Source organism: Mesorhizobium sp. J18, from assembly GCF_007829525.1.
GTDB lineage: Bacteria > Pseudomonadota > Alphaproteobacteria > Rhizobiales > Rhizobiaceae > VLJP01.
The window spans coordinates 63,818-90,043 of record NZ_VLJP01000009.1 but is presented as its reverse complement, the minus strand read 5'-3'; the positions used below and the strand labels follow the sequence as shown (position 1 = coordinate 90,043).

The 26,226-nt window shown below is 62.7% G+C and carries 27 protein-coding genes and 1 tRNA gene; 13 read left to right on the top strand and 15 right to left on the bottom strand.

Annotated elements, in window-relative coordinates; translation table 11 throughout:
• Nucleotides 1–27 precede the first annotated feature (27 nt).
• Entirely contained in the window at nucleotides 28–420 is a 393-nt protein-coding gene (locus L598_RS05150; RefSeq protein WP_144860886.1) for a hypothetical protein, read from the top strand.
• Between the two features lie 99 nt (nucleotides 421–519).
• On the opposite strand, the gene L598_RS05145 is transcribed toward L598_RS05150, so the two are convergent.
• The 5 genes from L598_RS05145 to L598_RS05125 form a co-directional block, all read right to left on the bottom strand.
• Nucleotides 520–3,096 carry a S8 family peptidase gene (locus tag L598_RS05145; RefSeq protein ID WP_144860885.1) on the bottom strand — a complete coding sequence of 859 codons (2,577 nt, stop codon included), beginning with the start codon at nucleotides 3,094–3,096 and terminating at the stop codon, nucleotides 520–522.
• The gene (locus tag L598_RS05140) at nucleotides 3,074–4,096 is read right to left on the bottom strand and encodes an ATP-binding protein (protein WP_113450891.1); all 1,023 of its coding nucleotides are present in this window, start codon (nucleotides 4,094–4,096) and stop codon (nucleotides 3,074–3,076) included. Before L598_RS05140 ends, L598_RS05145 begins: the two co-directional genes overlap by 23 nt.
• Entirely contained in the window at nucleotides 4,083–4,370 is a 288-nt protein-coding gene (locus L598_RS05135) for a hypothetical protein (protein WP_144860884.1), read from the bottom strand. The genes L598_RS05140 and L598_RS05135 overlap by 14 nt, the downstream gene beginning before the upstream one ends.
• Nucleotides 4,371–4,437: 67 nt before the next feature.
• Nucleotides 4,438–5,691 (bottom strand): hypothetical protein, encoded by a 1,254-nt coding sequence (locus L598_RS05130; RefSeq protein WP_113450889.1) that lies wholly within the window; start codon nucleotides 5,689–5,691, stop codon nucleotides 4,438–4,440.
• 507 nt (nucleotides 5,692–6,198) lie between these two features.
• Nucleotides 6,199–6,288: transfer RNA gene (locus L598_RS05125), tRNA-Ser, on the bottom strand.
• Nucleotides 6,289–6,563: 275 nt separating this feature from the next.
• Here L598_RS05125 and rplU point away from each other — a divergent pair.
• From rplU to L598_RS05110, 3 genes are all read left to right on the top strand, one after another.
• Nucleotides 6,564–7,211 (top strand): 50S ribosomal protein L21, encoded by a 648-nt coding sequence (rplU, locus tag L598_RS05120; protein ID WP_144860883.1) that lies wholly within the window; start codon nucleotides 6,564–6,566, stop codon nucleotides 7,209–7,211.
• Between the two features lie 24 nt (nucleotides 7,212–7,235).
• Nucleotides 7,236–7,505: a 50S ribosomal protein L27 gene (gene rpmA / locus L598_RS05115; protein WP_144860882.1), complete on the top strand. Its 270-nt coding sequence runs from the start codon at nucleotides 7,236–7,238 to the stop codon at nucleotides 7,503–7,505.
• Nucleotides 7,506–7,622: 117 nt separating this feature from the next.
• Nucleotides 7,623–8,213: a GNAT family N-acetyltransferase gene (locus L598_RS05110; RefSeq protein ID WP_144860881.1), complete on the top strand. Its 591-nt coding sequence runs from the start codon at nucleotides 7,623–7,625 to the stop codon at nucleotides 8,211–8,213.
• Nucleotides 8,214–8,252: 39 nt separating this feature from the next.
• On the opposite strand, the gene L598_RS05105 is transcribed toward L598_RS05110, so the two are convergent.
• Entirely contained in the window at nucleotides 8,253–9,122 is an 870-nt protein-coding gene (locus tag L598_RS05105) for an endonuclease/exonuclease/phosphatase family protein (protein WP_144860880.1), read from the bottom strand.
• Between the two features lie 103 nt (nucleotides 9,123–9,225).
• On the opposite strand from L598_RS05105, the gene obgE reads away from it, so the two are divergent.
• From obgE to L598_RS05060, 9 genes are all read left to right on the top strand, one after another.
• Complete coding sequence (obgE, locus tag L598_RS05100) at nucleotides 9,226–10,260, top strand: GTPase ObgE (RefSeq protein ID WP_144860879.1); 1,035 nt, start codon at nucleotides 9,226–9,228, stop codon at nucleotides 10,258–10,260.
• A gap of 80 nt (nucleotides 10,261–10,340) precedes the next feature.
• A complete protein-coding gene (gene proB, locus L598_RS05095) occupies nucleotides 10,341–11,495 on the top strand; it encodes a glutamate 5-kinase (protein WP_144860878.1) in 1,155 nt (384 codons plus the stop codon).
• On the top strand, nucleotides 11,496–12,782 hold the full coding sequence (locus tag L598_RS05090) for a glutamate-5-semialdehyde dehydrogenase (protein WP_144860877.1): 1,287 nt from the start codon (nucleotides 11,496–11,498) through the stop codon (nucleotides 12,780–12,782).
• A gap of 47 nt (nucleotides 12,783–12,829) precedes the next feature.
• Complete coding sequence (locus L598_RS05085; RefSeq protein ID WP_144860896.1) at nucleotides 12,830–13,423, top strand: nicotinate-nucleotide adenylyltransferase; 594 nt, start codon at nucleotides 12,830–12,832, stop codon at nucleotides 13,421–13,423.
• 176 nt (nucleotides 13,424–13,599) lie between these two features.
• Entirely contained in the window at nucleotides 13,600–13,977 is a 378-nt protein-coding gene (gene rsfS / locus L598_RS05080) for a ribosome silencing factor (RefSeq protein WP_144860876.1), read from the top strand.
• Nucleotides 13,978–14,007: 30 nt separating this feature from the next.
• A complete protein-coding gene (rlmH, locus tag L598_RS05075; RefSeq protein WP_144860875.1) occupies nucleotides 14,008–14,487 on the top strand; it encodes a 23S rRNA (pseudouridine(1915)-N(3))-methyltransferase RlmH in 480 nt (159 codons plus the stop codon).
• A gap of 153 nt (nucleotides 14,488–14,640) precedes the next feature.
• Nucleotides 14,641–15,927 carry a murein hydrolase activator EnvC gene (locus L598_RS05070; RefSeq protein WP_246658638.1) on the top strand — a complete coding sequence of 429 codons (1,287 nt, stop codon included), beginning with the start codon at nucleotides 14,641–14,643 and terminating at the stop codon, nucleotides 15,925–15,927.
• On the top strand, nucleotides 15,917–17,242 hold the full coding sequence (locus tag L598_RS05065) for a S41 family peptidase (RefSeq protein ID WP_144860873.1): 1,326 nt from the start codon (nucleotides 15,917–15,919) through the stop codon (nucleotides 17,240–17,242). The genes L598_RS05070 and L598_RS05065 overlap by 11 nt, the downstream gene beginning before the upstream one ends.
• Before the next feature lie 212 nt (nucleotides 17,243–17,454).
• Nucleotides 17,455–17,976, top strand: coding sequence for an RNA pyrophosphohydrolase (locus L598_RS05060; protein WP_144860872.1), 522 nt, complete (start codon nucleotides 17,455–17,457; stop codon nucleotides 17,974–17,976).
• Between the two features lie 3 nt (nucleotides 17,977–17,979).
• Here the strand turns inward: L598_RS05060 and L598_RS05055 are convergent, their stop codons facing one another.
• The 9 genes from L598_RS05055 to L598_RS05015 form a co-directional block, all read right to left on the bottom strand.
• Entirely contained in the window at nucleotides 17,980–18,975 is a 996-nt protein-coding gene (locus L598_RS05055) for a M23 family metallopeptidase (RefSeq protein ID WP_246658637.1), read from the bottom strand.
• Nucleotides 18,976–18,977: 2 nt separating this feature from the next.
• Nucleotides 18,978–19,511: a superoxide dismutase family protein gene (locus L598_RS05050; protein WP_144860871.1), complete on the bottom strand. Its 534-nt coding sequence runs from the start codon at nucleotides 19,509–19,511 to the stop codon at nucleotides 18,978–18,980.
• Between the two features lie 228 nt (nucleotides 19,512–19,739).
• Nucleotides 19,740–20,147, bottom strand: coding sequence for a F0F1 ATP synthase subunit epsilon (locus L598_RS05045; protein WP_144860870.1), 408 nt, complete (start codon nucleotides 20,145–20,147; stop codon nucleotides 19,740–19,742).
• A 100-nt stretch (nucleotides 20,148–20,247) separates the two neighbouring features.
• Complete coding sequence (atpD, locus tag L598_RS05040) at nucleotides 20,248–21,780, bottom strand: F0F1 ATP synthase subunit beta (protein ID WP_144860869.1); 1,533 nt, start codon at nucleotides 21,778–21,780, stop codon at nucleotides 20,248–20,250.
• 76 nt (nucleotides 21,781–21,856) lie between these two features.
• Nucleotides 21,857–22,744 (bottom strand): F0F1 ATP synthase subunit gamma, encoded by an 888-nt coding sequence (locus L598_RS05035; protein ID WP_144860868.1) that lies wholly within the window; start codon nucleotides 22,742–22,744, stop codon nucleotides 21,857–21,859.
• Nucleotides 22,745–22,756: 12 nt separating this feature from the next.
• Nucleotides 22,757–24,286 carry a F0F1 ATP synthase subunit alpha gene (atpA, locus tag L598_RS05030; protein WP_144860867.1) on the bottom strand — a complete coding sequence of 510 codons (1,530 nt, stop codon included), beginning with the start codon at nucleotides 24,284–24,286 and terminating at the stop codon, nucleotides 22,757–22,759.
• Nucleotides 24,286–24,846 carry a F0F1 ATP synthase subunit delta gene (locus L598_RS05025; protein WP_144860866.1) on the bottom strand — a complete coding sequence of 187 codons (561 nt, stop codon included), beginning with the start codon at nucleotides 24,844–24,846 and terminating at the stop codon, nucleotides 24,286–24,288. The genes atpA and L598_RS05025 overlap by 1 nt, the downstream gene beginning before the upstream one ends.
• Nucleotides 24,847–25,086: 240 nt before the next feature.
• Nucleotides 25,087–25,482, bottom strand: coding sequence for a DUF4345 family protein (locus L598_RS05020; protein WP_144860865.1), 396 nt, complete (start codon nucleotides 25,480–25,482; stop codon nucleotides 25,087–25,089).
• Nucleotides 25,483–25,554: 72 nt separating this feature from the next.
• Complete coding sequence (locus tag L598_RS05015) at nucleotides 25,555–26,160, bottom strand: isoprenylcysteine carboxylmethyltransferase family protein (protein WP_144860864.1); 606 nt, start codon at nucleotides 26,158–26,160, stop codon at nucleotides 25,555–25,557.
• Between the last annotated feature and the right edge of the window lie 66 nt (nucleotides 26,161–26,226).

Sequence of the window (26,226 nt, the reverse complement as noted above, 5' to 3'; positions counted from 1 at the left end):
GGCCACCCGCCAGACGGAGGCCCACGCATGACCGACTCGACGAACAYYATCCGCGTCRTCATCCCCCTGACGATCCGCARACGCAATGGGCGGCCGAAGATCCTCCCGCCCGACGAGGTGACAGTCCGGGACGGCCGGTCGCAAGACCCTCATGTGCTGCGCGCTATCGCCCGCGCTTGGAACTGGCGGCGGCAGCTGGAATCCGGTGCCGCTTCCACCATTCAGGATATCGCCGCGGCCGAGAAGGTCTCCGACCGGTTCGTGAGCCGCATGATGCGGCTCGCCTATCTGTCGCCGGAGGTGCTCGAACACCTCGTCATCAGGCGCGTACCACCGGCGCTTTCGCTGAACGACCTTGTGGCCGTCGCCGACCGGCCGTGGGCGGAGCAGATGGGTATCGTGTTCAGTGCATTGTGCTAAAATGCGCCAATTATAAGATCATGAAAAGCTTTCTCGACTGCCACTCTGGGACAACCAAAAGTCAGGAACCAGATGCTTTCTTTGCACGGTGCGAGCTTGTTAGACACCGACTTCTACCTGCGGCGCAATGCGGGTTCGAATTTCTTCATAAACCTGGATTCCAGTATCAATCCCGACTTCGAAACTGACGGTGAGGGCGTAGGGGACTTCCTCGTTCAGTTCGCCCGCGGCTGCGCGGCAAGTGATGCGCAGCAGCAGCTCGCCGTTATCTACGAAGACCGCCGCTCTCTCGCCGGTGCGGCGCTCATGGAAGAGGCTGCCGCGGACGATCGTCTTGTCTGTCGGCTGGCAGGGGTCGCGCTTGTCGGTGATCCAGTATTTTTCGTCCGTACCGGGGCTGATGTCGAGCGCCGCGCGACGGTAGCCCTGATGGCGGGCGTTGATCGGCGTGAACCAGGCGAGCGTCGCGGTGAGGGCGCGGAAGGCGCGCTGGCCGTCAAGCCCGGCCGGAATCGGGATGCGGTAGAGAAGCGCGCCGCCAGCCGCGATGGTGCCGAAGCCGAGCAGTGTCGCCCGGTTCTCCGCGCAATCGAGCACCCTCTCGATATCGGGAACGCCAAAACCAAGTAGGCGGGTGATATCGTCGCGCCGTGCAACGTGCTGGCCTGATCCCTGCGGCTGGAAGAAATTGTCAAGCATCTCGCCCTTCGGCCCCCAGGTGGCGCCGTGCACGAGAAGCGCCTTGAGAGCGAGTGCCTGATACTCCATCGGCAAATCGTCATGGTTGGAGCCACCGTCTCCATCCATCAGCGTGTCGAAAATCCGGTGACCGGCACGCGTAGCCAAGGCCGTCGCAACGCTCGTTCCGCAGGCAAAGTCCTCGTGGCGCGTGCTGCCGCGCGGATCGGGCGCGGCAGCCTTTAAGCCAAATAACCGGGCGGGTACGGCTGCCGGAGCAATGGTCACGCCACCTCCCGTTGCGACAACCCGCACTGGCATCCTGCCACCATCGAATAGCAGGTCAGGCTTCACCGCCTTGCGGTAGCCGAGCCCCATCGCCGAGACCATGTTCGGCAGGCACTCGTCGGTAAACGGGTCGATCAGGTAGGAGGGTAAGCCGCCATTGAACACGGCGCTTCTGTGCGCAGCTCCGATTGTAAGAGCGTTCACCGACTCCGCCGGTGAAAACAGAGTTCGCTGGCTCTTGTTCGCGTTCAGCGCTGCAAGGATCGCTTTTTCGCGTTCTTCCGGAACGGCGGCCTCGAACTCCCGCGAGGTTGGATAGTCCGGGATCACAAGGCGGTCGAGCACGTTTCCGGCGCTGACGAGAAACAGCACACGATAACGGTGTGCTAGGAAGTCGAGGAGCCGCCCGAGGGGGCTCATGACGCGCGCGAAAGGACGCCAACGATCACCGAGGGACAGATTGATTAGGACCACGCCGGGCGCGGTCGACGGCTCGCCCCCGTCGCCCACCTTGATCCGCCGCACGGCGCGATGAATCACATCGACCAGCAGCCGGTCGGGAGGGGTCTGCTCGGAATTTCCGCCATCCGGCTGCATCACGGGCTGGACCAGCAGCGGGCGCGGCAGCGGCGGCTCGCCGCGCGTGAGATCGCCGTGGATGATCAGCGACGCCATCTCCGTTCCGTGCTCGCGGCGGTTGACGGGATAATTGGCCTCCAGATCATCCGGATCGTCTACGACAATGCGGCCGGCGAGCCGGACGTGGTTCTGAATCGGCAGGCCGTCGAGCAGGGCAGCGATCGGATCACCTGCCGGAAGTGGCGCGGCGTCCGCATCCGGCGGCGCATCTTCGCCTTCCGGCTCTTCCTTTCGGGGATGCCGCGCAACCGATTGCGGGCGCAGGAACATGATCTCATCGACGCGCGCCAGCGCGATGTCCGGGTGATCGATCAGGTTCTGCGCCTGATCGGGCGGGATATCGACGAGTGCCGCATCGTAGCGGATTTCGGGGATGGTAGCGTGATGAACGACGGCGCCACCCATGCGCTCGACCTCAGCCGCCATCTGTTCGAAAGCCCGCGCGCGCTGTTCGGCGTTCTCGTGGAACCACAGCTCGATTTCGAAACGAACCGGCGCTTCGGGATTGAACCGGAGGGACTCCTGCCAGAATTCAATCGTCTCAGACGGCACCCGGTCCTGTGGACCCCAGGGACGGACGTCGATCAGAAGCGAGAAGAGTTCGCGCCATTCAGATTTTCCGTCCGGCATCCTTGCGCCGCGTTGATATCTGCGCCATAGGCCAAGCAGCTCCTGCAACGCCCTCACATCGGGCATAGCAAGGTAGATGCGTCCGGCAATGGTCTTCTCGGGCTTCTTCTTGTCGTAGAAATCCTCGCTGGGGTCGAATTCCTCCTCGTAGTCGCCAAGGTATTCTAGGCCGAGGGCCTGCGCCTGCTCATAAAAGTCTTTGAGCTGACCGGCGACCTCGAACACGATGGCGCGCTCCGGCGCAATCGAAGCGGGATCGTCGCGGAATCCCATCAGCTCCTGCGGGTTGCCCGCGACCTGCATCAGCCGGTCAAAGCGGGGCGCAAGCCGCGCACCCTGCCTGCCGCGTTGCGGCCTCGCGAGATTGCCGCCGCCGCGCGGGCCGGGCCTCGGCTCGAAAGGTTCGGGATCGGGGAGTTTAAGAAGCGGGCGTTCCGGCATGATCGTCCTGTTCTTCCGTCATTGGACCGCGGACGCGGGACGCCCAGAGTTTAAGTTGCTGCTTTGCGATCTCGGCCGGCGTCCGCTCGCCGGCGGCAAGCACCTGACGGCGAGCGACATCGAGGAAGAATTGCTCCGCCTCACTGAAGCTCACCCTCCCAAGCGTCTTTGCGATCTGCGCCGCGCCGACCCCGAGCTTGAGATCGCTGCGCTCGCTCAGCGTCGTCAGGTAGGAAGCGAGCTGCTTCTGCGTTGGCACCGGCAAAGGCAGGCGAAGCTGGAAGCGCCGCCACACGGCACGATCAAGCAGTTCCGAATGGTTGGTCGCGGCGAGGATCACCACGTAGCTTGGCAGATCGTCGATCTGCATCAGCAGCGATGTGACAACCCGCTTGATTTCGCCGGTTTCGTGCGTATCGCCGCGTTCCTTGCCCACCGTGTCGAACTCGTCGAAGAACAGGACGCAGGGCGTTGTCCGGGCGTAATCGAAAACCCGCTTCATGCGGCTCGCTGTCTCGCCGAGGAAGCTGCCGATCATCGCTTCATACCGGACGACGAAGAACGGGACCGCGAGGCTCTCTGCCACGGCTTCTGCGAGGGAAGTCTTGCCGTTGCCGGGAGGCCCTACGAGCAGGGCGCTATGCCGTGGCTCAAGCGAATGCGACCGCAGCAGGCTCGCGCGCTGCTGCTCTTCGATGAGCTGCTGCACGGCGATCAGCGTCGTCTCCGGCAGGATCAGGTCCTCCAGGCGGCGACGCGGCGTGACCTCGGCGATGAAGTCGCGCGCACGTGAATTATGCTCGGAAAAGACCGTGTTCATCGTCGTGCTGCCGCCATGACCATTTGCCGAGCGGTAGGCTTTTTCGATCCGATCGGCGACCACGTTGTGCTGCTTCGCCCGTTCCTCCGCCACAATCGCTTCCACCGTCTTTCTCAGCGCGAGTTTGTCGCCGCTGGCTCCTGATTTCACGAGGTTTATGAGGAGGTCACTGCGCGCCATCGCTGCCTCCTTTTCCGTTCCGGCGGCGCCCTCTTCGGTCGGCGAGTTCGGATTCAGGTATATCTATGCCAATGGCGCGCAGCCCGCGCAGCACGACGGTCCTGATATTCTCGCCCCGGTCTGCGCCCATCAGCGCGACCTGACGCCGGACGGTTTCCGGCACCATGACCTGGATCGGGACTTCCTTTTCGCCGGACGCGCGGTTCTCTCCAGCGCCGGACGAGCCCCGCGCAGGCTGTTTCCTGCTCGCCATGTTTATAGAACCTGCTGCCACTCAAATCATCCTGTCTTCATGACTTTATAAGATCATGACATCCCGAGCAAGGCGAATGGGCAGCAGGTCAGCTCCTCAGCAGCTTTTCAACGTCCTTTCGCTCTGCCCGCGGCAGGGCGAAATTGTCGCGTATCCGGTTGTAGGCATCGGTCAGGAAGGCAAGCTGCGCATCGCCGCTCCAGTCGCGCTGTTGCACCTGGATGATCGTTCGTTCCTTGCGTGCCGGGCTTGAGTAGGCAAGAAAATCTGCGGGCCACATGACCCCGCGGATGCCCACGAGCCCTGCTTCAACTCTTCTGACAGGGGTCGCGCCAAGGCGGTCCAGCGCCTTCATGCCCGCGCGCAGAGCCTGCTCCCAACCCGTCAGCAGGCGATGAACGTTCAGGGACGACTTCTCGTACTTCCAATCGTGAATCGCGGTTCCGTGCACAACCCAATATTCGCCGGTTTCATCAAACCACATGGCGACGTTCCGGCTTTCCAGCTCGCCGCTGGCATCTTCGCCTGTGAACCAGAGATGGACAAAGCCCTCTTCGCAAGGACCGAAATCGCCCGAGGACGTTCCTTGTGCGACGGGCCTCACCGTTTCATCGTCCGGTCTCCGCGCAATGTCGCTGACGGCAGGAATGTCGTTCTTCCAGCTGGCAGGGATGATCCGCAAATAGCCTCGTGGCACGGCGGGAAACGCGACATTCCGGTCGCCGCTCATACTGTCGTGCCAGGTCAGCTTTTCGCTTGCCGTCGCCCATATCGACGGGTCGTCCGGCTTTGCCGGAATGCTCGCGATCTGCGCCACGGCGGCCTGTTCCTCCGTGTATTCCCGAAGGTTGGTGCTCAGGGCACCGGCCAAGTCGCCGACGAGCCGTTCATATGCCTTGCGTTGCGCAGCCTTGTCAGCGCCTTCCGCGAGCTCATAGGTCAGGGCGCGGCGATGGCGGATGTCGAACGGCAGATCGTCAGGCTTGTAGCCGCTGGCCGTGTTCAGGATCGGGATGATCCGTCCCTCACCGAGTTCGCTCAGTGCCCAACCCAGTTCGATCAGCACGTTGGGATTTGGCAGAGCTTTTCCTGCCGGAGTAGCGGCGACGGGCGTCAGGTCCGCCACAAGCACTGCTGACCGCGAAATCTTCCTGAAAATGGTGTTGGTGATCTCCACCATCCCGGCCGTGTTCTTCGTGTCGTGGTCGAGCTCAGGGCGCTCCGCGTCCTCAAGACCGAGTTCGTCACCAGCACGTTCCACGGCTTCCGAAAGCGCATTGCGGATGAAATGCCGGTTGACCTTGGGCGCGTAGTCATTCTGCCAGGACCAGAAAACCTTCATTGTGACACTCTTGTCCCAGTGTATATCCGACTCGCCCTACCTTAACCGTGTGACGCCGGTTCGCACATATCTGCATTGGGCTCATTCCAGCCGTGCGCCACACTGGACACCAATAGCCGGAAGCGGCGCCTCCCGCCATTGCGATCACCTATTAGCAAGATGTGCTCTCAGCCTTCGTGGACAAACTGCCACCAATTCACGCGCGGCACATTGCGCTGCGTTACGTCCTGCATCGCCTACTTCGCGTTCTCTGGCAGCCACGCCAACCGGAAAAACGGCCGCTGAATGCATTGTTGAGCGACCGGCGAAACCCTTTGGAAACATTTGCCTTGGCGAAGCCGAACCGGACCCAACTACGTTCGCTCGGTCAGAGACGGAGGGCCGTGCAGAGACGGAAATTGGACCCAGCGCCAGTCTCCGAGGTTCGGCTGCCTCGGCTAAACGCCTTTGAAACAAAAAGAAAAAGGCCCCCAACGGGAGCCTCATCTCGGGTTCGCTACAAGATAATGGCGGAGAGGGGGGGATTCGAACCCCCGATACCCTTGCGAGTATGCCGCATTTCGAGTGCGGTGCTTTCAACCACTCAGCCACCTCTCCGCGAGGGCGTGGTCGCCTTGCCGGCGCGGCGCACTAGATAGCGGCAGAGCCGGGACGTTACAAGGGCAAATTCCGCGCAAGGCGCAGCCGGCTGTCAATTGATTCCTGCTTTGCCTTGACCTTGCGGACGCCTTCGGATATTGAGTGCGCGCGGCGTGGAGCAGCTTCTGCGCCGCTTTTGATTTTTGAACCCGAAACGACTGTCAAGAAGACGGCCGCGCCGCCCTTCGCTGGGACGGAACGTGAAGCCGGTCGGACACCGAAAGGCAAGAAAGATGTTCGCAGTCATCAAAACGGGCGGCAGGCAGTACCGCGTCACCGCCGACGACCTCCTGCAGGTCGGAAGGATCGCCGGAGAGCCCGGCGACATCATCGAACTGGGCCAGGTGCTGGCTGTCGGCGAAGGCGCAGACGTCACCTTCGGCACCCCCGTCGTGGAAGGCGCGACCGTCGCGGCTGAAGTCGTCGAGCATGGTCGCGGCAAGAAGGTCATCGCCTTCAAGAAGCGTCGTCGGCAGAATTCCCGTCGCAAGCGCGGCTATCGCGACCTCCTGACCACTGTCCGGATTTCGGAGATCCTCGTCGGAGGCGCCAAGCCCTCGAAGAAGGCGGCACCGAAAAAGGCGGAGGCGGAGAGCAAGAAGGCCAGCGCCAAGGCGGAAGTCGCCGAGGGCGTGAATGACGACGTCTCGCTGATCTCGGGCGTCGGGCCGGCGCTCAAGAAGAAGCTTGAGGAAGCCGGCATCACCTCGCTGAAGCAGATCGCGGAGCTGAAGAAGGCAGACGCCGACAAGCTCGACGAGGATCTGTCGCTCGGCGGACGTATCGAGCGCGACGAATGGGTCGCCCAGGCCAAGGAGCTTCTTGCCGGCAAGCCGCCGCGTGCGAAAGTGGACCAGGCCGCTGCGGCGGAAGACAAGTAAGATCAGGGCTGAAGGAGTACACCGATGGCACATAAGAAAGCTGGCGGTTCGTCGCGTAACGGTCGCGATTCGGAATCCAAGCGCCTTGGCGTGAAGAAGTTCGGCGGCGAGAAGGTCCTTGCCGGCAACATCATCGTGCGTCAACGCGGGACCAAGTGGCATCCCGGCACCAATGTCGGCATCGGCAAGGATCACACCCTCTTTGCCCTTTCCGCAGGTTCCGTGTCGTTTGCCAAGAAAGCCAACGGCCGAACCTACGTGTCGGTAAACCCGATGACGGAAGCAGCGGAGTAGCCGGTTCCGCACCGAACACCGGCGTCCCATCTCGGGCCCGGTGTCTGGACAAGCCAGATAAAGAATCAGGGGAGATGGGGCGCCATCTCCCCTTTCTTTTTTGACTTGGAGGAAGCCATGATTGCCGAAAGAGAAGAGACCGGAGGCGAAAGTCACCGTATAGACTGCCCCGTCCTCGTCACGGACCGTCTGGTGATGCGCCCGCCGCATGAGGACGACGTGACGGAACTGGCCGAACTCGCCAACGATCGGCGCGTGGCCGACATGCTGTCGCGGCTGCCGCATCCCTATACGGTCGGGGATGCAGAGGCTTTCGTGAACTCCATCCGCGAGAACGCGTGGAATGGATGCGCCTATGCGCTGACGCTCGCCGAGACCGGCGCCTTTATCGGTTGTGCGGGGCTCGACTCCAAGGCAGGCGGGCTGGAACTCGGCTACTGGATCGGCCACAAATATTGGGGCCGCGGCTATGCAACGGAAGCCGCCCATGCGCTGGTCGATCTCGCCTTCCGCGCCACGGAGATCGACAAGCTCCACGTGGCCTGCCGGGTCATCAATCCCGCTTCGCGCCGGGTCATCCACAAATGCGGCTTCCAATATGCCGGACAGGGCATGATGGATTCGGTCGCGGTCGGCAAGGTTCCGGTCGAGCGCTATCAGCTCGATCGCAAGACCTGGGTGAGCCTCAGGACCTGGGGCAGCGCATAGAGCTTCATTTGCCGTGTGCCGGGCCAGCCCGGCGCCGGCTCATTCAAGCTCGAACCAGACGGGAAGATGATCGGAGCCTTTCGCGCCATGATCCACTCGAACGCTGACGATGCGTCCCGCCATGCCGGCGCTGACGAATCCGTAATCGATGCGTCGGCGGCGGGAGGCATCCTCGGGATGCCGGGGATCGATCCAGGTGAATGTCTCACCACCGGCCGAACCTGCGTGCCGGGCCGCGTCGACGGGGTTGGTGGCGCGCCAGGGCATGCCGTGCTCGTCGTCCGGCATGCCGGTCATAGCCAAATATTCGGGCGAACCCGGGATCATGTTGAAGTCACCAAGCAGTATGAAGGCCTCCGGGTGCGGCGGTTCGGGGAAGCCGATCTCATCGACGCCACTGACCGCGCCTCCCTCCAGAGGATAGCCGAGGGCGCGGCCGAGCAGGAAGCGGATCTGGTCCATGCGCTCGTCGGGGCGGGTATGGTCGAGATGAACCGAATAGAAGCGCACCGGCCCGAAAGGCGTATCGATCAGGGCCTCAAGCGCGCCACGCTGCAGGTTGAGCTTGCCGTAGCTGCGCCGGCGCGGCAGGAGCAGGCTGCGCGTAGCTTGGATAGGTGTGCGCGAAAGGATCATGTTGCCGAACTCGAACCAGGTTTCGACGGCGCGACCGTCCTCAATGCGCGAGCCCATATCGGCCGCGTAAGGCGCGCCAAAAAAAGCGAAATAGTCCGGCAAGAGTTCACGGATGCCAGACACAAGGTCGCGGCCGCCATTTTGCGGATTGTTGCGGGTCACCTCCTGCAGCGCGATGATATCGGCGCCACGGACGGCATCGGCTATGCGCTTCAGATCGAACCTTCCGTCGAGCCCGATGCCGTACTGGATGTTATAGGTGACGATTTTCATGCGCCGCTCGCCTCTTCGCTGTAACTGTGGTCTCGCGCGCGCCTTCCGCTTGCGTTAGAGGAAGGCCGTGCAGGCAAATTAGCCGGGATTTATAGACAAGCCGATGAAATTCCTCGACCAAGCCAAAGTCTATACCCGCTCCGGCGACGGAGGAGCCGGAGCCGTGTCGTTCCGGCGTGAGAAATTCATCGAATTCGGTGGACCGGACGGCGGCGACGGCGGCCGCGGGGGCGATGTCTGGATCGAGGCCGTGGACGGTCTCAACACGCTGATCGACTATCGTTATCAACAGCATTTCAAGGCCAAGACCGGCGGCCACGGCATGGGACGCAACCGTACCGGCGCCAAGGGCGCCGATGTCGTGCTCAAGGTTCCTGCGGGCACGCAGGTCTTCGAGGAGGACAACGAAACGCTGATCTGCGACCTGACCGAGGTCGGCCAGCGCTTCCGCCTCAGCGTCGGCGGCAATGGCGGCTTCGGCAACCAGCACTTCAAGTCTTCCACCAATCAGGCGCCGCGCCGCGCCAATCCCGGCCTGCCGGGAGAGGAACGCACGATCTGGCTGCGCCTCAAGCTGATCGCCGATGCCGGACTGGTCGGCCTGCCCAATGCCGGCAAATCGACGTTCCTCGCAGCGGTGACGGCGGCAAAGCCGAAGATCGCCGATTACCCGTTCACCACGCTGCACCCTGGCCTCGGCGTGGCCCGCGTCGATGCGCGCGAATTCGTCATCGCCGATATTCCCGGCCTCATCGAAGGCGCCCATGAGGGAGTGGGCATCGGCGACCGCTTCCTCGGGCATGTCGAGCGCACGCGCGTTCTCCTGCATCTCGTTTCCGCGCAGGAGGAGGACCCGGCTGCCGCATATCGCACCGTGCGCGGCGAGCTCGAAGCCTATGGTCACGGCCTTGGCGGAAAGCCGGAGATCTTGGCCCTGAGTCAGATCGACACGCTGGACGACGAGGCCCGCAAGGAAAAGGCTACCGCGCTTGAAGACGCCGCCGGCCGCAAGCCGATGCTGCTTTCGGCCGTCAGCGGCGAAGGCGTGCAGGAGGTTCTGCGCGCGCTGATCGCCGTGGTGGAGGAAGCATGGGCGGAGGAGGCTCCGCAAGAGACCAGTTCGCGGTGGGTGAAATAGATGTTTGCAACGGACGTCGCTCCCCTCCGACGGGACCCCCGCCGCGTGCTCCGGTCAGGCCGTATATTCGAGGCGTGCTCATGAATCCGCCGTCTCTCCGAACCTACCGACGCATCACCGTAAAGATCGGCTCGGCCCTGCTTGTCGACCGAGAAAAGGGGCTGCGCCGCGAATGGCTGGCCTCGCTCGTGGACGACATCGCCGCACTGACGGCAAACGGAGCACAGGTTCTGGTCGTTTCCTCGGGCGCCATCGCGCTCGGACGCACGGTGCTCGGGCTTGACCGCCGGGCGCTCAAGCTCGAGGAAAGCCAGGCCGCTGCCGCCGTGGGGCAGATTTCGCTGGCTGGCGCGTGGTCGGAGGAACTCGCCCGCAAGGGGCTGCTGTCAGGCCAGGTGCTCGTCACGCTCGGCGATACGGAGGAGCGCCGCCGCTATCTCAATGCCCGTGCCACGATCGCCACCCTGCTCAAGCTCGGCACCGTTCCGGTGATAAACGAGAACGATACGGTGGCGACGAGCGAGATCCGCTAKGGCGACAATGACCGGCTGGCGGCCCGTGTAGCCACCATGATGGGCGCCGACCTGCTGGTGCTCCTGTCCGACATCGACGGCCTTTATACCGCCCCGCCTGCTCTCGACCCTGATGCACGCTTCATCCCCCGGGTGGAGCGCATCACGCCGGAGATCGAGGCGATGGCGGGGGCCGCGGCCTCTGAGCTGTCTCGAGGCGGCATGCGCACCAAGCTCGATGCCGGCAGGATCGCGACCGCGGCAGGTACGGCCATGATCATTACGTCCGGCAATCGCCTCAACCCACTCTCGGCCATCGACCGGGGAGAACGCTTTACCTTCTTCGCTCCCAGCGTTTCGCCGGTGCGCAGTTATAAGACCTGGATCGCGGGGCAACTCGAACCGGCCGGCCGCATCGTCATCGACGCCGGCGCCGAAAGGGCGCTGATGGCCGGCAAGTCGCTTCTTCCGGCGGGTATCCGCAGTATTTCCGGAAATTTCTCGCGAGGCGACACGGTGGCCATCGTCAATCCCGAAGGCCGCGAGATCGCGCGCGGGCTGGTTGCCTATGACGCATCCGATGCCGTAAAGATCACCGGGTTGAAGAGCACGGAGATCGCGGCGGTGCTCGGCTATGAAGGCCGCGCCGCGATGGTGCACCGGGACGATCTGGTCATGTCTCCGGGCGCAATCCGGCATGCAAGTGAGGAAGTGGACAACTAGATGCTCGACAGGCAGGCCGAATCCGGCGGCGACATCGCCACTGTGATGGCGGAAATCGGGAGGAAGGCGCGTGCGGCCGCCCGACCGCTGGCGACTGCCTCGGCCGAGCGAAAACATGCGGCGCTCATCGCCATGGCCGATGCCATCCTTCGCCGCCAGCAGGATATTCTCGACGCCAATGCCGCCGACATGGCCAATGGCGAGGAAGCTGGGCTGTCGCCGGCCATCATGGACCGGTTGAAACTGACGCCGGACCGGGTCCGCTCCATGGCGGACGGTATCAGGGCGATTGCCGAACTCAAGGATCCGATCGGTTCCGTGGTTGCCGAATGGGATCGGCCAAACGGGCTGCATATCGAGCGCGTGCGCACGCCGCTCGGCGTCATCGGCGTCATCTATGAAAGCCGGCCGAATGTAACCGCCGATGCCGGCGCGCTTTGTCTCAAGGCCGGTAATGCGGTCATTCTGCGCGGCGGCTCCGACTCGGCCAATTCTTCAGCCGCCATCCATGCCTGTCTGGTCGAGGGCCTGAAAGCGGCGAAACTGCCGGAAGCGGCGATCCAGCTCGTGCCGACGACGGATCGAGCGGCCGTGGGCGCCATGCTTTCCGGCTTGGACGGCTCCATTGACGTGATCGTGCCGCGCGGCGGCCGCAGCCTCGTCGAACGCGTGCAGAGCGAGGCCCGCGTGCCCGTCTTCGCGCATCTGGAAGGCATCTGCCATGTCTATGTCGACCGTTCGGCCGACCTCGACATGGCCGTCTCGGTCGTGACCAATGCCAAGATGCGCCGCACCGGCATTTGCGGCGCCGCCGAGACCCTGCTGATGGACCGCGCGGCAGCCGCCACACATCTCGTGCCGGTGCTCGACAGCCTGGCGAGGGCCGGCTGCGAGATCCGCGGCGACGAGGAGGTGCGGAAACTCTATCCGGCAGCAACTCCCGCCACCGCGGCCGACTGGATGACGGAATATCTCGACGCGATCATCTCCGTGAGGATCGTGGACGGCGTCGGCGAGGCGATCGAACATATCGAGACCCATTCCTCGCATCACACCGAAGCGATCATCGCCGAGGATGCCGGGACCGTGCAGCGCTTCTTCGACGAGATCGATTCGGCGATCCTGCTGCACAACGCCTCGACCCAATTCGCCGATGGCGGCGAGTTCGGCATGGGTGCGGAGATCGGCATCGCCACCGGCAAGATGCATGCGCGCGGGCCGGTCGGGGTGGAACAGCTCACCTCCTTCAAATACCGCGTCCGCGGCACGGGTCAGATCCGGCCTTGACTGGTTTTCGGGGGGAAGAAGCGGAGATTGCGCCGCGTTACCTGAAGATGCCGCATGCCGAGCGCGGCATGGCGGTCGGCTTGTTCGGCGGATCTTTCAATCCGCCTCATGCCGGCCATGCGCTCGTGGCCGAAATCGCGCTCCGCCGGCTCGGGATAGATCAGCTCTGGTGGATGGTCACGCCGGGCAATCCGCTCAAGAATCACGGCGAACTGGCTCCCCTGGCGCAGCGTATCGCATGGTCGGAAAAATGCGCTCTCGATCCCCGTATAAAGGTCACGGCTTTCGAGGCGAGACATCACATCCGCTTCACTGCCGATACCTTGACCCTCGTCAAGAAACGCAACCGGGGCGTCGATTTCGTCTGGATCATGGGCGCCGACAGCCTGCGAGATTTTCATCGCTGGGAGCGCTGGAAGGAGATCGCCGCGACTTTCCCCATTGCCGTCATCGACCGGCCGGGTTCCACCCTTTCCTTCCTGTCGTCGAAAATGGCCAAGACCTTCGACCACGCCCGCGTGGACGAAGCCGACGCGCCGCTGCTCGCGCGCATGCCGGCGCCGGCCTGGACCTTTATTCACGGCCCGCGCTCGTCGCTTTCCTCGACGGCAATCAGGAATGCGCCGAAAACCCCGGAATGAGCGGCTTTTGGCGCCCGTCCTTTCCGTTCCGGCCCCCCAATCGAAGTGTTGTCTTGAAACTGTAAGGTATCTCTGCCTATTTATTTCATGTCACGCGGCAGGTGCCGGGTGATTTGGTTGTTCTTAATGCGAGAGGAAAGACACTGAGAACAGCACTGCAGAAGAAGGCAGACATCATGCCTTCGCCGGCCGGGACCAGCCGAATGGACGACCTGTCCCGCGCCATCGATACGGTCCTTGCAAGTCTGGAAGACTCCAAGGCGGAAAACATCGTCTCCATCGACATCCAGGGAAAATCGCCGCTCGCCGACTATATGGTCGTCGCGTCGGGCCGATCGCACCGTCATGTCGCGGCCGTGGCCGAGCACCTGCTCAAGGCGCTCAAGGATGCCGGCTTCGGCAATGCACGCGTCGAGGGCCTGTCCGGAGCGGATTGGGTCCTGATCGATTCCGGCGATGTCATCGTTCACGTCTTCCGGCCCGAAGTTCGCGAGTTCTACAACATCGAAAAGATGTGGCAGGCTCCCGATCTGGAGGAAGAAACGGTTCACTGAGCCGTTTTCGCCGCCTGGCAAGGGGCTGGCATGCGTATAGCCGTTCACGCCGTGGGCCGGATGAAGGCCGGCCCCGAGAGGGAATTGGTCGATCGCTATTTCGACCGTTTCGCCAGAAGCGGTCCCGGGATCGGGTTGGAATTCGCAGGCGTGACCGAGATGCCTGAAAGCAGGGCGCGCGGTGCCGATGAGCGCCGACGCGAGGAAGCCCGCAAATTAAGCTCTCTTTCCGAGGGCGCCGCTCTTATTCTCCTGGACGAACGCGGGAAAAATCTTACCTCGGCGGAATTTGCCGCCAAGATCGCTTCCTTGCGCGATGCCGGAAGACGCAATGCCATCCTGGCGATCGGCGGCCCTGACGGCCATGACGAGGCGTTGCGCCGCTCGGCAGAATTGATCGTCTCCTTCGGTGCCGCCACATGGCCCCACCAGCTCGTGCGGGTGATGCTTGCCGAGCAGCTGTACCGCGCGGCCACGATTCTTTCGGGCCATCCCTATCATCGGGACTGAGCTTCGGCTTTTTCTCGACATTCTCCTGTGCCAGACGGATGATTGCTGCCGATGGCAGTATGGTTGATGCTTCCTTAACGAAGCGGCCCCTATGGTGGGCCAGATCACATTTGGCCACAGAGCAAGATGGAAAAGGCTGACCGGACGAACATGATGCGACGGCTTGGAACAGCGCTGTTCGTCGCGCTGGCGTTTCTCGCCGCGTCCGCCGCGTCGGCCGAGGAAAGCATAAATACGCTTCAGGCCCGGCAGGCCGAAAGCGTGGCCGAATATGAGCGCATCGCGCGCGAGATGGTTCTCAGCAAGGAACGCCTGCAGAAGCTCGACGAAGAGATCGACGCGGTGAAGAAGGACAATGCCTCATTGACCGCCGCCCTCATCCAGGCGGCCAAGACCGAGAGGAAGCTCGACGAGGACATCGACGCCATCGCCTCCCGGCTCGAGGTGCTGAATCTCCAGCAGGACGACATCCGTGGCTCGCTGACCGAGCGGCGCGGCGTGCTGACGGAGGTTCTTGCCGCCCTTCAGCGCATGGGGCTCAATCCACCGCCCGCCATCCTTGTCCGGCCGGAGGACGCGCTGGCGTCGGTGCGCAGCGCCATATTGCTTGGCGCCGTGGTGCCGGAACTACGCGTCGAGACGGAAATACTTATGACTGACCTGAAGGAGTTGACGCGCCTGACCACCTCTATCGAGACCGAGCGGGCAAAGCTTCAGCAGACCGTGGCCGAACAGGTGGCCGAAAAGCGCCGGCTGGCGCTTCTTCTGGAGGAGAAGAAGCGGCTGCAGGCTGAGGCCGAGCAGCGCATGGAGGAAGAGCGCCGCAAGGCGGCCGAAATGGCCGAAAGGGCTGGCGGCCTGCAGGAGCTGATAGCATGGCTCGAGACAGAACTCGCTTCCGCCCGGGAGGCGGAGGAGAGAAGAAAGCGCGAGGAGGCAGAAAGCGCGGCGCAGGCCGTGCCGGAGGATTACAGGCTGGGCCAGCCCATGCCCTTTGCCGATCGGCGTGGCCGTCTGGCGCTTCCGGTGCGCGGCGAATTCGGCTTTCGCTTCGGCGACCAGGACGGCACCGGCGGAACGGTATGGGGCGACATTCTAAGGACACAATCAGGCGCAATCGTCACCGCGCCGGCGGATGGGACAGTACTCTATGCGGGGCCGTTCCGCTCCTACGGTCAGCTATTGATCCTCAACGCAGGCGACGGCTATCATATCGTGCTGGCGGGACTTGATAGAATCAGTGTCTCATTAGGCCAATCGGTTCTCGCGGGCGAGCCGATAGGCGCAATGGGCGAGACGAGGCTGGCCAGCATCGCTTCGCTGAAGGAAGGCAACGCCGCCCCGGAGCTTTACGTGGAGTTCCGAAAGAACGGCAAGCCGGTCGATCCGGGCCCCTGGTGGGCGGAAAGTTTATCTGGAAGGACAGGAAATGATACGTAGGTTGTCGCTTCTGTTTGCCGGCGCTCTGATGGGCGCTTCCGCCATGAGCCTCGTCCATGGGGCGAACGGCTCGACGGCGAACGCGGCGGGTTCGGAGACCTATCGCCAACTGGCGATATTCGGCGATATTTTCGAGCGTGTGCGTGCCCAATATGTGACGCCGCCGGACGACAAGAAGCTGGTCGAGAACGCCATCAATGGCATGCTCACCTCGCTCGATCCGCATTCCTCGTACCTCAACCCCGACGCCGCGAAGGATATGCGCGTCCAGACCAAGGGCGAGTTCGGCGGTCTGGGCATAGAGGTCACAATGGAAGAGGATCTCGTCAAGGTCATCACGCCGATCGACGATACGCCGGCAGCGCGCGCCGGTGTGCGCTCCGGTGACCTGATAGCCAAGATCGATGGCGAGGAAGTCCGCGGGATGACGCTGAGCGACGCCGTGGACAAGATGCGCGGGCTCGTGAATACCCCGATCGAGCTTACAATTCTCCGTGAAGGCGTGTCCGAGCCGATCAAGATCACGATCATTCGCGACATCATCAAGGTTCAGGCGGTCAAGTACCGCGTCGAGAATGATGTCGGCTACATGAAGATCACTTCCTTCACCGAGAAGACCTTCGATGACCTGCAGTCGGCGATCAATACCATCCGCAAGGAGGTGCCGGACGACAAGCTCAAGGGCTATGTTCTCGATCTGAGGCTCAATCCGGGCGGCCTGCTTGATCAGGCAGTGGCCGTGTCCGATGCCTTCCTCGACCGCGGCGAAGTGGTATCGACGCGCGGACGCGATCCGAAGGACATTTCCCGCTTCGATTCGCAGGCCGGTGACCTGGTCAACGGCAAGCCTGTCGTTGTCCTGATCAATGGTGGCTCAGCGAGCGCCTCGGAGATCGTGGCCGGGGCCTTGCAGGATCACCGCCGCGCGACGGTCGTCGGAACACGGTCCTTCGGTAAGGGGTCGGTGCAGACGATCATACCGCTCGGGGAAAATGGTGCCCTGCGGCTTACAACGGCGCTTTATTACACGCCTTCCGGCAAGTCGATCCAGGGAACCGGCATTACCCCGGACATCAAGGTCGAGCAGCCGCTGCCGGATGACCTGAAGGATCAGGATCTGACGCGCGGCGAATCTGATCTGCGCGGCCACATCAAGGGCGCACAGGAGGACGAGGCAGGCTCCGGCTCGCCGGCCTATGTTCCGCCGGACCCGAAGGATGACGTGCAGCTCACCTATGCGCTGGAGCTTCTCAGGGGCGAGAAGACGGATCCTGCATTTCCGCCGAATCCCGAAAAGGCGGTCATGAACCAGTAGCCGAAAACGGCGGAGCGGATTGAGATCCGTTCCGCCGTTTCGGTTCAACCGCCATTCTCCCGAGCAGGCATTGCCGCCAGAGGCGTCTCTCTCGAAAACCGTAAGGCGCCTTCGATGTGACGGTCGATGCGGTATCCTATTGGGCGAATGACGTGAAGAAACGCGGGTCGAGCAGGTCTCGATCTCGGCTTTGGTGAAGGACCCAGAACGGAATGGATATGCCGGAGGGAATTGAGAAAACGAAGCTGCCTTATCGTCGCTGTGTCGGCATCATGGTGCTGAACCACGAAGGCAAGGTATGGGCCGGGCGGCGCATCGCGGAACAGGACAGCGAAATGGCCGGCACGGAAAAGCTGTGGCAGATGCCGCAAGGCGGCATCGACAAGGGCGAGGAGCCGCTTGAAGCAGCAAGGCGCGAACTCTACGAGGAAACCGGCATTCGCACCGTTTCCCTCCTTGCCGAAGCGCCCGAATGGATCAATTACGATCTGCCCGCCCATCTGGTCGGCATTGCGCTCAAGGGCAAATATTGCGGCCAGACCCAGAAATGGTTCGCGTTCCGCTTCGAGGGCGATGAGAGCGAGATCCGCATCAACCCGCCGCCGGGAGAGCATCAGGCGGAATTCGACGCCTGGGCCTGGAAGCCCATGGCGGAGCTGCCGGAACTGATTGTACCCTTCAAGCGCAAGGTCTATGAAAGCGTGGTGGCCGCCTTCCGCCATCTGGCTTCCTGAACCTTATTCTCCCCGGGCAGGTCTGATGATCTCGCCGCGCTGCGGCTCTCCCACGGGAATTCGCGCATCATCGGCCACATAATCGAGAAAGAACGCCGGCAACCCTTCGCCTGTTGCGAGCTCGGGCGTCGTCTGCAAATGGAAATGCAGATGCGGCTCGGACGTGTTGCCGCTATTGCCGCATCGGCCGAGCTCGTCGCCGCGCGAAACCTTCTCTCCGGCCGTGACCATGATGCTCCCCTGACGCATATGCGCGAGAAATGCATATTCCTCCTCGGCAAGCTTGAGGACGACATGGTTGCCTGCGGGATTGCGCGCGTCCGTGCGGCCGATCTTCTGGTCCGGCAACGTGTCCACCACTGACACGATCTCGCCTGCGGCGGGCGCACGGATCGGCTCGTCCCAGCAAAAATAGTCCTGCACGGCCGCACCCTCGCCGCGGTGGCTGGCGCCGTCATGCATGATGACGAAATCATAGGCGAAGCGCTGGGCGCGATCCACGACATGATAATTCGTCTCCGGCGTTCTCCCGCCCCAATAGACGAACCAATCGCCCTCGAAGGGCAGATGCAGGCGGCTTTTGGTCCTGTATTCGAGGAAACGCGATTTCGCTGGCTCCTGCACGGGCCGGATGAAGAACCCGGCAATCCTGTCATTGCTGTCGAAAGCAAGTTGAAGAATGATCGGAATATCGCTTTTCCCGTAGGTGGACGTACGCAGATAGATTTCAAATCCGTCCTGCTCGTCCAGCCTCTCGGAAAGCACATTTGTTTCAGGGCCGAACTGTCCTTCTACGTCCCTGTGGAATCTGCGCAAATCGGCAACATTGCCGATCGCCCGCTGCATGTCCGGCGTCATGGCGTTCCACATGGCATCCAGCCGGCCGTCGAGGAAATCAGTGGCGTGCTTTCGTCCCTGCTCGACGACATCCTCGGCGGAATAAGCGCTTGAGGCGACAAGCAGAAGGGTGGCAAGCGCCCATCCGGAAAGCCGTCGCAACACTATTTCAGCACACCGCAGGCGATCCGGTCGCCCGCTTCACCGGATGGCTGGCTCGTATAGTCGTCTGGGCCCGAATGAACCACGATGGCCGAGCCGTCCTCATCCATCAACGGATTGTCTCCGCCTTCGTCCAGCGACAGGCGATCGGTGAAGAACTCGGCTTTCAGCACTCCATCCTGCCCTACGTTCACATTAGGGAAGTCACCCGGATGCGGGCCGTTCTCGCTTTCTATACCGTGTTCCTTGTCTCCCGCATAATGCCCGCCGGCGGATTCGAAGCCGTCTTCGACCGTGCATTGACCCGTTTCGTGGATATGGAACCCATGCGGACCGGGCGGAAGATCGGTCATCTCTATGATCACGTGAAGCATGCCGGACGGCGTTGCCTTCACTGTAACAGTGCCGACCGCCTTCTCTTCCGGGTCGATCATATTGGCGGACGCGGTCTTTCCCTCGCCTTGCACACCTTGCGCATATGCGCCGGACATAGACAATATTGCCGCGATGAAAGCCGGTCCAAAAATCTTTCGCATGACAATCTCCGTCGATTTTGATGGCCCTGGGCATCGGGTCGAAAAGCGAAATCGCTTTTCCGGTGGACCCAATGCTCGATCAAAATGTCAGAGCGTCTTTCGTGATGGGCCGCGGGCGCTCTAGAGGCAGAACGGGCCCCGGGCCGAATCGTTGCAGAAAGCCGATGGAAAATAAAAAATGGCGGACAATTGCCCGCCATTTCGTGCTCTTCGATTTCGCTGCCTGGATCAGGCCGGCAGGATAGCGCCTTCAAGCGTCGTGAGCTGAGCCAGGAACGCTTCGGCCTTGGTGCGCGATTCGTCGTCCTTGGCGTCGTCGACATCCTCGCGCGCCTCCTGGATGCGGCGGGCGAGGTCGGCGCGATCAATGTCGGCGACCCGCACGGCCGATTCGGCAAGCAGCGTGCAGGTGTCGGGCAGGATATCAGCAAAGCCGCCGAACACGACATAGCGCTCTTCCTGGCCAGACATGAATTTCACCGTCACCACGCCCGGCTTGATGGTGGTCATCACCGGCGCATGGTTGACCATCACGGTCATCTCGCCCTCGGTCCCCGGAATGACGACATATTCGACATCTTCCGAAACGAGCAGACGCTCGGGCGAGACCAGTTCGAATTTGTATGCTTCAGCCATGTCGTATCCGGCAGTCTGCAAGTCGGCAGTCGGCAATAGCCCAGGCTACGCGATATCCAACTCGTCCGGCTGCCTACTCCCTATTGCCGATTGCCGATGATCAGGCCGCTTCCGCCGCCAGCCTCTGCGCCTTCTCGACGGCTTCCTCGATGGAGCCGACCATGTAGAAGGCAGCTTCCGGCAGATGGTCGTACTCGCCCGCGACCAGGCCCTTGAAGCCCTTGATCGTGTCCTCGAGATCGACCAGCTTGCCAGGCGTGCCGGTGAAGACCTCGGCCACGAAGAACGGTTGCGACAGGAAGCGCTCGATCTTGCGGGCGCGCGCCACGGTCAGCTTGTCCTCTTCGGAAAGCTCGTCCATGCCCAGAATGGCGATGATGTCCTGCAGGGCCTTGTAGCGCTGCAGCGTCTGCTGCACGTCACGCGCCACCTGATAATGCTCCTCGCCGACGATCATCGGATCGAGCATGCGCGAAGTGGAGTCGAGTGGGTCCACCGCCGGATAGATGCCCTTTTCCGAGATCGCGCGCGAAAGCACCGTCGTGGCGTCCAGGTGCGCGAAGGAGGTGGCCGGGGCCGGATCGGTTAGGTCGTCGGCCGGCACATAGATGGCCTGCACGGAGGTGATCGAACCCTTGGTGGTCGTGGTGATGCGCTCCTGCAGGGCGCCCATGTCGGTCGCCAGCGTCGGCTGATAGCCCACGGCCGAAGGAATACGGCCGAGAAGCGCCGACACCTCGGAGCCCGCCTGGGTAAAGCGGAAGATGTTGTCGACGAAGAACAGCACGTCCTGGCCCTGGTCGCGGAAATATTCGGCGACCGTCAGGCCGGTCAGGCCGACGCGCGCGCGGGCACCGGGTGGCTCGTTCATCTGGCCGTAGACGAGCGCGGCCTTGGAGCCTTCGCCGCCGCCCTTCTTGTTGACGCCCGATTCGATGAATTCGTGATAGAGGTCGTTGCCCTCGCGCGTGCGCTCGCCGACGCCGGCGAACACCGAATAACCGCCATGGGCCTTGGCGACGTTGTTGATCAGTTCCTGGATGAGCACGGTCTTGCCGACGCCCGCGCCGCCGAACAGGCCGATCTTGCCGCCCTTGGCGTAGGGGGCCAGAAGATCGAGCACCTTGATGCCCGTCACCAGGATCTGCGCTTCCGTCGACTGATCGATATATTCCGGTGCCGGCTGGTGGATGGCGCGCATCTCCGTGGCCTTGACCGGGCCGGCCTCGTCCACCGGCTCACCGATCACGTTGATGATGCGGCCGAGCATTTCCGGACCGACCGGCACGGAGATCGGAGCGCCCGTATCGGTAACCGACTGTCCGCGCACCAGACCCTCCGTGGAGTCCATGGCGATGCAGCGCACGGTGTTCTCGCCGAGATGCTGCGCCACTTCGAGCACAAGGCGATTGCCCTGGTTGTCGGTCTCGAGCGCGTTCAGGATCGCCGGGAGGTGATCCTCGAACTGAACGTCGACAACGGCGCCGATGACCTGCCGCACCTTGCCGACCTGACCGCTGGCGGCGGCCTTGACTGCCGGTGCCTTGGCGGCCGACGCCGCGGTCTTGCGGGGCGCGGCCGGCTTGCGTGCGGCGGTCGCCGGAGCTTTCTTTGGGGTCGCTGCTTTGGCCATTATTCTTAACCTCTTCGGTCCGTTAAGCAATTCCAGGGAAGCGGTATCGTTTCCGTCCGGAATTGCGAAGCTGAAACTAGAGCGCTTCCGCGCCCGAAATGATCTCGATCAATTCCTTGGTGATCTGCGCCTGGCGCTGACGGTTGTAGGTGATCGAAAGCTTGTTGATCATGTCGCCCGCATTGCGGGTGGCGTTGTCCATCGCCGTCATCTTGGCGCCCATCTCGCCGGCGGCGTTCTCCAGGAGCGCGCCGAAGATCTGCACCGCGATATTGCGCGGGATGAGGTCGGAAAGAATGCTTTCGGCATCCGGCTCGTATTCGTAGACGGCACCGCCGGCGGTCTCCTGGGTCGCTCCATCCTCGGAAGCAGGAGCTGCTGCCGGGATGAGCTGCTGCGCCGTCGGCTCCTGCGATATCACCGAGCGGAAACGCGAATAGAAGAGCGTGCAGACGTCGAACTCGCCATCCTCGAAGAGCTTGATGACCCGACGGGCGATCGCATCGGCATTGGCGAAGCCGATCTGCTTGACCTCGCGCAGATCGATGCGGTCGATGATCAGCTTGCCATAGTCGCGGCGAAGAATGTCATAGCCCTTCTTGCCGACGCAGAGGATCTTGACCGTCTTGCCCTCGGCCACCAGCCGGTGGGTATGCTCACGCGCAAGGCGGGCGATCTGCGAATTGAAGCCGCCGCACAACCCGCGCTCGGCCGTGCAGACGATGAGTAGATGCGTGTCGTCCTTGCCCGTTCCGGCCATCAACGCCGGGGCATCGCTCCCCGACACGGCCTGAGTGATGTTGGCCAGCACCGTGCGCATGCGCTCCGCGTAAGGACGGGCGGCTTCCGCCGCCTCCTGGGCACGGCGCAGCTTTGCCGCGGCGACCATCTGCATCGCCTTGGTGATCTTCTGCGTCGCCTTGACCGAAGCGATACGGTTGCGGAGATCCTTAAGGGAAGCCATGCGCTGTCAGCCTCAGGCGAAGTTCTTCGCGAATGCGTCGATCTGCGCCTTCAGGTGGTCGCGCAATTCATCCGAAAGAGCCTTCTCCTTGCGGATGGCGTCGAGCACGTCCTTGCCCTCGGAGCGCATATGCGCAAGCAGGCCCTGCTCGAACTTGCCGACCTGCTGAAGCGTCAGCTTGTCGAGATAGCCCTGCGTGCCGGCGAAGATGACAGCCACCTGCTCCTCGGTCTTGAGCGGCGAGAACTGTGGCTGCTTCAGAAGCTCCGTCAGGCGAGCGCCGCGATTGAGCAGGCGCTGTGTCGCGGCGTCGAGGTCGGAGCCGAACTGCGCGAAGGCGGCCATCTCGCGATACTGGGCAAGCTCGCCCTTGATCGAGCCCGCGACCTGCTTCATCGCCTTGATCTGCGCGGCCGAGCCGACGCGCGACACCGAGAGACCCACGTTCACGGCCGGACGGATGCCCTGGAAGAACAGGTTGGTCTCAAGGAAGATCTGGCCGTCGGTGATTGAGATCACATTGGTCGGGATATAGGCCGAAACGTCGTTTGCCTGCGTCTCGATGATTGGCAGCGCGGTCAGCGAACCGGCGCCGTTCTCGTCATTCATCTTCGCGGCGCGCTCGAGCAGGCGCGAATGCAGGTAGAAGACGTCGCCCGGATAGGCTTCGCGGCCCGGCGGACGGCGCAAGAGCAGCGACATCTGGCGATAGGCGACGGCCTGCTTGGAAAGGTCGTCATAGGCGATCACGGCATGCTTGCCGTTGTCGCGGAAATACTCGCCCATGGCGCAGCCGGCAAACGGCGCCAGGAACTGCATCGGGGCCGGATCGGAAGCGGTGGCGGCGACGATGATCGAATATTCGAGAGCGCCGCGCTCCTCCAGAACCTTCACGAACTGCGCGACGGTGGAGCGCTTCTGGCCGACGGCCACATAGACGCAGTAGAGCTTCTGGCTCTCGTCATCGCCGTCGTTGAGCGGCTTCTGGTTGAGGAAGGTATCGAGAACGATGGCGGTCTTGCCGGTCTGGCGGTCGCCAATGATGAGCTCGCGCTGTCCGCGGCCGACCGGGATGAGCGCGTCGATGGCCTTGAGGCCCGTGGACATCGGCTCATGCACCGACTTGCGGGGAATGATGCCCGGGGCCTTCACGTCGACGCGGCGGCGTTCGGTCGCCTTGATCGGGCCCTTGCCGTCGATCGGATTGCCGAGAGCGTCGACGACTCGGCCGAGAAGACCAGGGCCGACCGGCACGTCGACGATGGCGCCGGTGCGCTTGACGGTGTCGCCTTCCTTGATGTCGCGGTCGTTACCGAAGATGACGACGCCGACATTGTCGATCTCGAGGTTGAGCGCCATGCCGCGGATGCCGCCGGGGAACTCCACCATCTCGCCGGCCTGGACATTGTCGAGGCCGTAGACGCGGGCAATGCCATCACCGACCGAAAGCACCTGGCCGACTTCGGAGACTTCGGCTTCCTTGCCGAAGTTCTTGATCTGATCTTTCAGAATTGCGGAAATTTCCGCGGCGCGGATATCCATCAGCCGACCTCTTTCAGTGCAAGCTTGAGCGAATTGAGTTTGGTTTTGAGCGATGTATCGATCTGGCGCGAGCCCATCTTCACGATCAGCCCGCCGAGAATGGAGGGATCGACGGTGACCCGGATGGCGACATCCTTGCCGGCGACGCTTTTCAGCGCGGCCTTGAGCTCCGTTTCCTGGGCAGGCGTCAGCTTGTGGGCCGACGTAACCTCGGCGGCCGCCTCGCCCCGCTCTTCCGCCGCAATCTCGCGGAAGGCGCGGATCATCGAGGGAACAGCGAAAAGGCGCCGGTTCTGTGCCACGACGCGCAGGAAATTGCCGACCAGCCCGGTGATATTCGCCTTGTCGAGTATGGCGCCAATGGCCCTTACCTGCTCCTCGGAGGAGAAGACCGGGCTCTTGACGAGCCGCTGAAGATCCTCGCTTCCCTCCAGCAGATCCTCGAAACGCCCCAGATCGGCCTCGACCTTGGCAATCGTGTTGGATTCCCGGGCGAGTTCGAAAAGCGATCCCGCATATCGCGATGCCACACCGGAGATCATGGAGCCAGATTGTGCCACGGGTCGATCTTTTCCCACACCTTGGAGATCGCAAGATTTTGAGCCGGGAGCGCGAAACTCGAGCTAAATCTTTGACCTAGTTGAAATTTCCTCGCAGCAAGGGATCGTTGGCCGCATCCCCCGGCCGGAAGTCGATTGCCGTCTAGCACAGGCTTCTCCGACTCGCAACACGCCGCAAAAGAAGGTTTTGCGGCAGTTTTGTCGCAGCCTCGCTTATCGAATACGGCGGAGCCAGTGGAATCAGGCAACGAAACCAAGCGCGAAGGCCAGCGCCAGCACCGCGAGCGCGATCTCCAACACCAGCCATATCCAGTTGACGACGGTGCTGCCGTTGTCCGAAAGCATGGAAACGACGCGCCCGAACGCGGTCAGCGCCCAGCACAGGCCCAAGGTCAGATAAAGAAGCGGCTGCGCAAGCAGGATGCATGCAAGGCCGACGCCGATATAGAAACCCGAGATGGTGGCGCGGGCCTCGCCCACCGCCTCGGGGTGGTTTGGCGTCGCCTGAAGGCGCAGCAGCTTCAGCGTGAGCCGCGGCGCGAACAGCATTATGAGACCGAACACCAGCGTCGCCGCCGCCACCGACCATGCCAGCCATTCACCCTGGCTCACGGGCCACGGAAATGCGAGTTCCACGGCAATGCCCCTCACCTTCGATTCGTGGCTCGACGATAGACCATCGAACGACGAAGTGAAAACACCGTCCCCTCATGGAAGCCGGAGCAGAACCGGAAGATAGCCTTGCAGCTGGAGGTGCTCGACCAGTTCGATCAGCGGGAACGCCATCAGGAAGATCAGCCCGTCGAGAAAGGTGCGCCTGAGGGCGGCGGGAGAGAACGAAMCCCCCGCCGAATCGCGGTAGAGTCGCGGCTTCGGCCAGAACATCGGCGTCTGCCGGGCATAATCGTCGTAACGCGCTCCGAACAGCGTGCGCAGATGCTCCGATTCGCGGCTCGCGGTGGCGTTCAGCACCAGATAGACGGTCAGGCCCAACGCCAGCGTCAGCACCAGCGAGCCGACGATGAGCCCTATGCCGATCGCGCCGAGCGTCGAGAAGAAATAGAGCGGGTTCCGCGTCATCGAGTACGGCCCGAAGGTCATCAACTCCCGGTTCTTCTTCGAGCCGATATAGAGGATGCTCCACATCCGGCCGCCGACGCAGGCCAGAACCAGCGCGAAGCCTAGCATCTCGATGACTTCGTGAGCGTCGCCGAGATAGGCCGGCTGTAGCAGGAATGCGGAAATCGCGAGCGCCAGCCCGCCCGCTTGCAGGATGCGGATGCGAATCCGCTGATTGACCGGCTGCTGTCTCACGAACGCCCCCATGGCCAAATATGACCGTATCACCATCGCCCTGCTTTGCGGCTTTTTTGCGCTGCC